Annotated in this window: 12 protein-coding genes and 1 riboswitch; of the genes, 8 read left to right on the top strand and 4 right to left on the bottom strand. The window is 34.5% G+C overall.

Annotated elements, in window-relative coordinates; genetic code table 11:
• The first annotated feature begins 138 nt into the window (after window positions 1–138).
• Window positions 139–960 (top strand): pentapeptide repeat-containing protein, encoded by an 822-nt coding sequence (locus KI356_RS14860; RefSeq protein ID WP_212935787.1) that lies wholly within the window; start codon window positions 139–141, stop codon window positions 958–960.
• Window positions 961–1,016: 56 nt separating this feature from the next.
• Here KI356_RS14860 and KI356_RS14855 read toward each other — a convergent pair whose 3' ends face one another.
• Complete coding sequence (locus tag KI356_RS14855; protein WP_212935786.1) at window positions 1,017–1,901, bottom strand: DMT family transporter; 885 nt, start codon at window positions 1,899–1,901, stop codon at window positions 1,017–1,019.
• Window positions 1,902–2,212: 311 nt separating this feature from the next.
• Here KI356_RS14855 and KI356_RS14850 point away from each other — a divergent pair, with 311 nt between their 5' ends.
• The 5 genes from KI356_RS14850 to KI356_RS14830 all read left to right on the top strand — a co-directional run bounded on the left by KI356_RS14850 (window position 2,213) and on the right by KI356_RS14830 (window position 6,186).
• Window positions 2,213–2,620, top strand: a complete 408-nt coding sequence (locus tag KI356_RS14850) for a MerR family transcriptional regulator (RefSeq protein ID WP_081338161.1) — start codon at window positions 2,213–2,215, stop codon at window positions 2,618–2,620.
• A gap of 119 nt (window positions 2,621–2,739) precedes the next feature.
• Window positions 2,740–4,068, top strand: coding sequence for a hemolysin family protein (locus tag KI356_RS14845; protein ID WP_128280628.1), 1,329 nt, complete (start codon window positions 2,740–2,742; stop codon window positions 4,066–4,068).
• A gap of 53 nt (window positions 4,069–4,121) precedes the next feature.
• Window positions 4,122–4,535 (top strand): ATP synthase subunit I, encoded by a 414-nt coding sequence (locus KI356_RS14840; protein WP_212935785.1) that lies wholly within the window; start codon window positions 4,122–4,124, stop codon window positions 4,533–4,535.
• 224 nt (window positions 4,536–4,759) lie between these two features.
• Complete coding sequence (locus KI356_RS14835; RefSeq protein WP_212935784.1) at window positions 4,760–5,308, top strand: DUF2179 domain-containing protein; 549 nt, start codon at window positions 4,760–4,762, stop codon at window positions 5,306–5,308.
• Window positions 5,309–5,430: 122 nt separating this feature from the next.
• Window positions 5,431–6,186, top strand: a complete 756-nt coding sequence (locus tag KI356_RS14830) for a class I SAM-dependent methyltransferase (protein ID WP_212935783.1) — start codon at window positions 5,431–5,433, stop codon at window positions 6,184–6,186.
• 54 nt (window positions 6,187–6,240) lie between these two features.
• On the opposite strand, the gene KI356_RS14825 is transcribed toward KI356_RS14830, so the two are convergent.
• Window positions 6,241–6,384 carry a hypothetical protein gene (locus tag KI356_RS14825; RefSeq protein WP_000945246.1) on the bottom strand — a complete coding sequence of 48 codons (144 nt, stop codon included), beginning with the start codon at window positions 6,382–6,384 and terminating at the stop codon, window positions 6,241–6,243.
• 96 nt (window positions 6,385–6,480) lie between these two features.
• A riboswitch (cyclic di-AMP (ydaO/yuaA leader) is annotated at window positions 6,481–6,625 on the bottom strand.
• Between the two features lie 43 nt (window positions 6,626–6,668).
• Window positions 6,669–7,121 carry a GNAT family N-acetyltransferase gene (locus KI356_RS14820; RefSeq protein ID WP_212935782.1) on the bottom strand — a complete coding sequence of 151 codons (453 nt, stop codon included), beginning with the start codon at window positions 7,119–7,121 and terminating at the stop codon, window positions 6,669–6,671.
• 208 nt (window positions 7,122–7,329) lie between these two features.
• Here KI356_RS14820 and KI356_RS14815 point away from each other — a divergent pair, with 208 nt between their 5' ends.
• Both KI356_RS14815 and KI356_RS14810 read left to right on the top strand, forming a co-directional pair.
• Window positions 7,330–7,578 carry a GlsB/YeaQ/YmgE family stress response membrane protein gene (locus KI356_RS14815; RefSeq protein ID WP_088097083.1) on the top strand — a complete coding sequence of 83 codons (249 nt, stop codon included), beginning with the start codon at window positions 7,330–7,332 and terminating at the stop codon, window positions 7,576–7,578.
• 66 nt (window positions 7,579–7,644) lie between these two features.
• The gene (locus KI356_RS14810; protein ID WP_128280623.1) at window positions 7,645–8,766 is read left to right on the top strand and encodes an AI-2E family transporter; all 1,122 of its coding nucleotides are present in this window, start codon (window positions 7,645–7,647) and stop codon (window positions 8,764–8,766) included.
• Window positions 8,767–8,901: 135 nt separating this feature from the next.
• Here KI356_RS14810 and KI356_RS14805 read toward each other — a convergent pair whose 3' ends face one another.
• Window positions 8,902–9,201, bottom strand: a complete 300-nt coding sequence (locus KI356_RS14805; protein ID WP_212935788.1) for a hypothetical protein — start codon at window positions 9,199–9,201, stop codon at window positions 8,902–8,904.
• Window positions 9,202–9,252 lie beyond the last annotated feature (51 nt).

The following is a 9,252-nucleotide window of genomic DNA, read 5'->3' as shown; positions in this document are numbered from 1 at the left end:
ATAGTCCTTTTCAATTGAAAGGAAATCGAATAATAAAGTTATGAATTGAAATGAAAGATGCTGGTTTATTTTTAAATTGATTATTTAATACAGTTAGAATATTATGAAATAGTCAAAAGACAACAGGGGGTATAGATTTTGACTATTCATAACGATTATTTAAAAGCAAATTGCGAAAAATGCTTCGGTCTATGTTGTGTGGCGTTACCGTTCGCAGCATCGGTAGATTTTGCGGTGAATAAAGATGGTGGTAAACCGTGTTCCAACTTACAATCAGATTTTAAATGTAGTATACATAAAAATCTTAGAGGAAATGGTTATAAGGGTTGTACAGTATTTGAGTGTTTTGGTGCTGGACAAAAGATTTCTCAAGTTACGTTTAAAGGGATTGATTGGCGGAAAGATGCTAAGCATGCGAGAAAAATGTATGATGCTTTTCCAGTTATGCATCAGCTTCATGAAATGCTTTGGTATTTGAATGAGGCGCTTCTTTTAAAGGCAACACAGCCAATTCATAAAGAGCTGAAGACCGCAATTGAGGAGACAGAGCGACTTTCGAATTTAAATCCAGATGAGTTAATGAAAGTAAATATTCCATTACACCGTGCAGAAGTGAATATTTTACTTTTAGAAACGAGTGAGCTAGTTTGGAAGGAAATGAATACTGCCCGTAAGAAACGAATTAGTCACCGCGGTGCAGACCTTATGGGAGCGAATCTTAAAAAGAAAAATTTACAAGGCGCAAATTTAAGAGGAGCTTATTTAATTGCGGCTAACCTAAATGGTGCAGACTTACGAGGAGCAGATCTAATCGGAGCAGATTTGCGAGATGCAGATATTCGCGGAGCAGATTTTACAAATTGTATTTTTCTTACGCAAGTTCAAATTAATGCGGCGAAAGGGGATAAGCAGACGAAATTGCCGGAATTGTTATCCCGTCCCGCGCATTGGAGTGCGTAAGGAGTATGGAGTGATATTATGCGAACAGGCAGAGATTCTTAATCTCTGCCTGTTTTTCATTTCTTTTCAAAAGTAGTAATTATAACACTGCATATAATAAGGATACCACCAATGAAAAAGTTACTATTTAATGTCTCATTTAAGAGAAACCAACCAAGTAATGATCCAACGATAGGTTGGAAAAAGAAAAACAATGAGCCGATGCTTGCATCCACTAACTCTAATCCTTTATTCCAAAGAAAAAATGCACCTGCTGTTGAGACGATTCCTAAATAGAGTACGCCTAATAATACGTACATGTTTATATGTTCAATAGGACTTGATTGGAATTCCCATACCATGCACGGTGTGATGAAAAAGAGTGAAAAGAATATTGCATACGTTGTAATAACTAGTGATGAAAATCGGGCTGAAGCAATCTTCACATAAATGGACAGTAAAGCCCACGTAATAGCGGCTCCAACTAAAATGATTGTACCGATAAAATAGGAGCCGATTTCAATATCCCATCCGATAACGATAATGACACCGATTGTCGCTATGATAGTTGATAAAAGTCTACGAGCAGTTAGTTTTTCTTTCAAAATGAGCGCTGCAAATATAACCATAAATGCAGGTGTAGCTGATGTCACTAAGGAACCTGTATGAGCATCGGATAGTTTTGTTCCGATAAATTGGCATGTGATCGAAATGAAATACCCGATGAATCCAATCCAAGCGAATAATAGCCAATCCTTTTTGCGAATGGTTACTTTTTTCTTTTGCTTTTTTTCAGTTGTTTTCAAAATCACATACAAAACAACAAAAGCGATAATAAAGCGTAGCCAAACGAGCGTAAGTGGCGGGATAAAATCGAGTACATATTTGCTAACAACATACATACCGCCCCATATACTTGCTGCTAATGATAAGCATATAGCTCCTAAAATTGATTGTTTCATGTAAAGTACCTCCGTCTATTTTTAGGGTATTATGAGTTCCCTAAGACGAGGCAAAGTGTATGTGCTATATGAATGCCCGTCTTAGTTTATAGACGGACTACAGGTTGATCGTTTTCGAATGAAGTGTTGTAGTACATGAGCGTAGCCTCCTTTCTTCTTTTATAATGATATTATAACTTAATTTTCTGATTATTGCATAGCGTTACGGAATTGTGTATAAAATATGAATAATAAACCGTCACGTTTGACTGTACAGTTTATGTATTGTATGATAATAGTAATATAAACAAGGGGGGAAGATCGTTGGGAAGGTGTATCGAATCGGACAGTTGGCTCTCATGGCTCACGTGTCGAAACGAACGATTGATTATTATACGAATCTAGGAATCTTAAAAGCGGAGCGATCTCAATCTAATTATCGCTATTACGACGAAACAGCATTTGAGACATTACAATTTATTGAGAAGTGCAAAGAAATGCATATGCCGCTTTGTGAGATTAAAGAGAGAATCGAGGAGAAGAAAAAGCTGCTCGGTATCAATGAACACGTTTCGAAACAAGTGAATGAAGTGACAGACCATATTCATAGATTAGAAGCAGAGCTAACGGAGTTAAAGCCTCTTTTAGATGAATTGACTGATTCACAACGTGAAAAAATATCGAAATCTTTATCAGGTCAAACGACAGCTTTAATACAGACACTTGCTCTATTATTATAGAATAAGTGAAATCCGACCTCTTTAATTTTTGTATCGGGCTATGTTTTCTAACGAACAAATAAGAAAACATTATAGTATACAGGAGGTGGACACCTTAGTTTTTTAACTAAGGGGATTCATTGGAAATATTTAATTTAGTCATGGTTGCGATTTTAATCGCATTTACTGGATTTTTCGTAGCAGCAGAGTTTGCGATTGTAAAAATACGTTCAAGTCGCATTGATCAGCTTGTTGCGGAAGGGAAACGCGGTGCGTTAGCAGCGAAAAAGGTAACAACAAATTTAGATGAATATTTATCTGCTTGTCAATTAGGTATTACAGTTACAGCTATGGGATTAGGTTGGTTAGGTGAACCGACAATCGAAAAGTTATTACACCCGTTATTTGAGAAATGGAACATAAATCCTTCTATCTCATCAGTATTAACTTTTGGTCTTGCTTTTATGCTAATGACATATTTACACGTTGTAGTAGGGGAATTAGCTCCGAAAACGCTGGCAATTCAAAAGGCTGAAAAAGTAACGTTGTTATTGGCAACGCCGTTAATGATGTTCTATAAAATCATGTATCCATTTATTTGGGTATTGAACGGTTCAGCGCGTGTTATAACTGGTTTATTCGGTTTGAAACCAGCTTCTGAACATGAAGTAGCTCATACAGAAGAAGAATTACGCCTTATTCTTTCAGATAGCTATGAAAGTGGCGAAATTAATCAAGCTGAGTATAAGTATGTAAATAATATCTTTGAATTTGATAATCGTATTGCGAAAGAAATTATGGTACCGCGAACAGAAATCGTTGGTTTCTACCTTGAAGATTCAGTAGAAGAACACATGAAAGTAATCCAAAATGAGCGATACACACGTTATCCGATTTTTGGAGAAGATAAAGACGATATTATCGGTATGGTCAACGTAAAAGATTTCTTTATTCGATATATGAACAACGATCAAGAAGATTTATCATCGATTCGCACGTATATGCGTCCGATTATTGAAGTGATGGAAACAACTCCAATTCATGATTTATTGCTGCAAATGCAGAAGAAGCGAATTCCAATGGCTGTTTTATATGATGAGTACGGAGGAACAGCTGGAATTGTAACGCTTGAAGATATATTGGAGGAAATCGTCGGCGAAATTCGTGATGAATATGATGAAGATGAAGCACCACCAATTCAACATGTGAACGAGTACCATAAAATTGTTGATGGAAAAGTGCTTATCTCAGAAGTAAAAGATTTGTTTGGATTACACATTGAAGAAGACGATGTGGATACAATTGGTGGATGGATTATGATGCAAAATCATGAAATTGAAGAAGGACAATACGTTGAAGCAGAAGGCTATGGATTTAAAGTGTTAGAAAAAGATGCTTATCAAATTAAACGTGTTGAAATTCAAAAAATGGATCATGAACAAGAACAAGAGAAAGCAGCAACTGTTTAAGTTGCTGCTTTTCTTCTAAAGTATAAAAAAATACGAGATTAGGAGCGGATATTTTGATTCAAGTAGCCTTACGTGTATATCGATTACAATTGTATGCGATCTTTAGTGGTTTACTACTTATGTGGACGATTACTCCGTTTGGAAAACAAGTGACAGGGTTTGGTATTGGATTAGCTGTAAGTGCATACTGTCTTTGGTTATTAGCTCGCAGAGTGGAGAAACTAGGAAGAAGTATCGTAATGAAAGAAAAGGCCCCTGGATTAGGGGTTTTAAACAGATTTGCAGCTGCAATTTTAGGAGCTATCATTATGTATGAAATTGAGCATGAAATGGAAATGTGGGCATTTGGTACTGGGATTTTAGGTGGTCACTTTTTAATGATTGCGAATTTAGCTTATGCAAATATGCAGTTAGTAAAAGAAGAAGAGAAGCAAAAGGAAATTGCTTCTCAAAAAATAGAGTTATAATGAAAGGAACCGAAGTAGGTTCCTTTTTTTTGAGCTTGAAAATAAATAATAGTTAATATGAGCGATTCAATGATGGTAATCGAATTACCGACAAATATAATACGCTTCTTTTTTTGGATTTTCAATAGTATGAAAAATAATTTTAAAAAATTAAAAAACCCATCGATTTCTAGAGCTTATGTATGTTATTATGACAAAAGACTTTTTGAAAGAGGTGGATACCAATGTTACAAGCGTTACTTATTTTTGTGCTTCAAATTATTTATGTTCCAGTTTTAACAATCCGTACGATTTTGCTTGTAAAGAATCAAACAAGATCCGCTGCTGGTGTAGGATTGTTAGAAGGTGCTATTTACATTGTCAGTTTAGGTATTGTGTTTCAAGATTTATCAAATTGGATGAACATTGTCGCCTACGTCATTGGCTTTAGTGCGGGACTATTATTAGGCGGTTATATAGAGAATAAATTAGCAATTGGATATATTACGTATCAAGTTAGTTTACTAGACCGTTGTAATGAATTAGTAGATGAATTACGCCACTCTGGATTTGGCGTTACAGTATTTGAAGGTGAAGGAATTAATTCTATTCGTTATCGTTTAGATATCGTCGCAAAGCGCTCTAGAGAGAAAGAACTGTTAGAAATTATTAATGAAATTGCACCGAAAGCGTTTATGTCTTCGTATGAAATCCGTTCATTTAAAGGTGGATATTTAACGAAGGCGATGAAGAAGAGAGCGTTGTTGAAAAAGAAAGATCATCATGCATCGTAAGGAAAAGGGAGTAGCTGAGAAGCTACTCTTTTTTTGTTAGCGAATATCATTAATCTGAAAGGAAAATGAGGCCATCACGTATAAAAAGTACTGGTGGAAGAGAAAGAAGGGGGATACAAAGTATGGAACAAACAAAAATGTTACAAGTGAATAAAAGGTGTTGGGACGTAGTAGCACCTCATTTTTTTCAAGTAGATTGTCTACCTAAATATGGACCGTATACAGCATCAGAAGATGAAATTCATTTATTTGATTTAATTGAGAATACAACTGTTCTAGATATCGGATGTGGCAGTGGACATTCTTTGGAATATATGGCGGAGTGTGGTGCGAAAGAGTTGTGGGGGCTAGATCTTTCGGAGACACAAATTGAAACGGCAAATGAAACGTTAAAAGATTGGAAGCCAAAATTAATATGTGGTGCGATGGAAGAGGAGCTAAATATTCCAGAAGAACATTTTGATATTGTATATTCCATCTATGCATTAGGATGGACTTCTAATTTAAGAAAAACATTGGAACTTATATATTCATATGTAAAACCAGGAGGAAGCTTTATTTTTAGCTGGGAGCATCCGGTGTATTCGAATTTGCAGTATGGAACAGAAGAAATTGTTTTATGCTCTTCATATCATGAGGAAACTCCTATTACGTTTGAAACATTTAAAGGGGAAGAAGTACAAGCGACATTATATAAGAGAAAAATGAGTACATATATAAATGAGTTAAATAGAGCTGGATTTACAATTGAGAGAATAGAAGAGCCTGAACCATCTTGTATATTTGATGGAGAAGTAGCAGAGCCGTCTACGAAGTACTATTCTTTATATAAGGCTAGAATGGTGCCGACTACTTTTATTATTAAGGCGAGAAAATGAAAAATACAGCGTACACCGAAAAAGTGTACGCTGTATTTTGTTAAAGGTCAGTACTTATCTTTTTGGCTGGAAAATATGCTGAAAGAAGTATTTGTGATGTAAGTTATCTACAACTTTATTTGCTTGATATGTGCGATGTTGTTCTAGTCGAAGTCTTTGCTCCATCATTTTTATTGCGTGATCTGATAAACGTAACATTATACATCTCTCCTTTTCTATAAATATAGGTTTTAATTGGTATCGTTCCCATATTTATAATTAAGGAGGCATACTGTGTAACATAGGCAAAAAGCACCTTCCTCTCCCATTACGCTTACGAGGTTAGCTGTCGGACTCGGGAAGTGAGAGTTTCCCTACTTAAAAAAGATTCGCCCCAAGTAGCAAAAAGCTACATAAATGGTTCCCCCGCTCCAAAATTTGGACTCAGCAAAAGGTTTTATAAAGTAAAAAATAACATAAAAAAACATTTTGGTCAAACTATTTCATATTTTCTGTCTTTTTAGTTGTGTAAGAACTATACCCTCAGGGAGTGCTGTATCTGTTACTTCAATGAAGCCGTGTTTTTTATATAATGTGATAGCAGGCGTATTTGCTCTCCCTGTTTGTACAATGTATGTCATGGAAGAAGGGAACATGTTAAATATATAAAGTAACAGTTTCGTTGCGATTCCTTGTTTGAAAAAATCAGGCGATACAACTAGTCGGTGAATGTCAATTACTTCTTCTTCTATAAAAGAAATAAAGCCGACAAGTTTATTTTTAGAAAAATATCCATAGAATGTTTCACCGCAATTTTGAATATCGTTTACAGTATCATATAAACGGGGGATTGCGGTACTGTTTATATAGTCGGCTTCAATTGTATAAGCGGGTATTTGGACTTGTAAAATAGATGTTGCTACTTCATAAGAATTGGAAAGTAATTTGTGAATCATAAATAATGAATCCTCCTTTAAATGTTCTATATCAATATAATTTATTGGTGGATAAGTTTGACAATGTTTTTCTGTTTTGCATATAATATATGTATCTCCATACATATATTAGTAGTAAGTATATTTCTATAGTGAAATATGGTTAGCGTTGATGAATACATATTTTTGTATTGAATCATACAAACCATAATAGAAATGGGGACTAAAAATGGGATGGATTATCACATTAATAGTTGGTGCTATTATAGGTGCAATTGCTAGTTCTATAACGGGTAAAAATTTTCCAGGTGGCATGTTCGGAAATATTATCGCGGGTTTATTAGGTGCTTCGTTAGGTAGTAGATTATTTGGATCTTTCGGGCCATCATTTGGTGGGATTCATGTCGTACCAGCATTATTAGGAGCAATTGTGTTAATTTTTATTGTATCATTTGTAGTAAAAGCTGCAAGAAAATAAAAGGTTATTACTAATTATTTCATAAAGCCCTTTTTAGGGCTTTTCCTTATTAGAGAGGTGGTACACTTGGAGAAAGTAAATATAAGAAAAAGAGATAAGTTGAAAAAGTTTTTTAAAGAACAAAATTATTTAGCTGTACTACTTGGATTCGCGTTGCTATTTGTAAATATATTATTACTTACAAAAATATCATTCGTCTTTACACCGTTCGTCGTCTTTTTAAAAACAATCTTTTTCCCAGTTTTATTAGCGGGAGTATTATTTTATATATTGCATCCATTCGTTTCTCTTTTAGAGAGAAAAGGTGTGTCGAGAATTGTGTCAATCGCCTCGATATATATACTTGTTCTTGGATTATTTATTTTTCTTGCGGTGACGGTTATTCCGATTATTAAAGATCAAGTAAATGCTTTAATAGATAACTTGCCATATTTCGGGCATGAAATCGAAAGGGCAGCACGTAAATTTGGAGAAAGTAATGTAATTGGTAGAATGCAGGATAGTTTAAATATTGATGTTGCTAATATCGTAAAAGATTCTACAATGAACTTTACAAAATCATTATCATCAGTAACAGGAAATGTAACTGGATTTTTAAGTACACTTACTGAAGTTGTTTTAACATTTGTAATGGTTCCGTTTATATTGTTCTATCTTTTAAAAGATGGTGAGCAATTACCGAATCATTTTTTAAAGTTTATATCTGAGCAAAGACAACCAGCTGCGAAGAGAATACTAGATGATATGCATTATGCGATTAGTTCGTATATTAGAGGGCAAATTATCGTTAGTTTATTTATCGGGATTATGCTATTCATTGGTTATCTAATAATCGGCATTAAATACGCCGTATTACTTGCTATTTTGGCGATGATTGTAAACATTGTTCCATATGTAGGCCCTATTATTGCGATAACACCAGCGTTAATTATTGCATTTATTGACTCACCAGCAATGATTTTAAAAGTCATTATTGTCATGATGGTTGTACAATTAGCAGAGGGGAAATTTATTTCACCACAAGTAATGGGAAAAAAGTTAGACATTCATCCAATTACTATCATTTTTATTATTTTAACTGCCGGAAATTTATTTGGAATTATGGGGATTATTTTAGCAATTCCAGGATATGCGATATTAAAAGTGTTAGTTACGCATAGTTATAGATTTGTTAAGTTGAATACGTAAAAAAGAGCTAAAACAGATTATACTGTTTTAGCTCTTTTTTATTAATAATTGATTTGCATATTGGATTGGTATTCTCATATTAGGAGCACCGAGTTGTGCCGTGACTAATCCATCACTAAAGGCTACTAATTTACCTCATGCATAGGCTTTTAATTCAACAATAGGTAGATTGCTTTCCTTTAGTTTGTAATCAAATATTATATCGTCCATGCGAAAATTCGCATCAACTTCAAGAGAAATGAAAGTACCCCCGATTTCTACTTGATTTCCGTTCTCAGTCTCAAAAGTGAGCGCACCGTCAAATGTTTCTATATACTCATCACAGGTGTATAAATATATAGCAATAGGTGTGAAATGTATAATTACCCCTAAAGTATCATTGTCAGTCTGAATACCTCTCTTAAACTTATCCAACTTTTTAGTAAACCAACCCATAACTTCACCCCGTTTTCGTATTGTGAAATAATTCTGTATATATCGATTATA

Origin of the sequence: Bacillus hominis, from assembly GCF_018332515.1 — a bacterium.
Lineage (GTDB): Bacteria > Bacillota > Bacilli > Bacillales > Bacillaceae_G > Bacillus_A > Bacillus_A hominis.
This window is presented reverse-complemented; position numbering and strand designations above follow the sequence as displayed.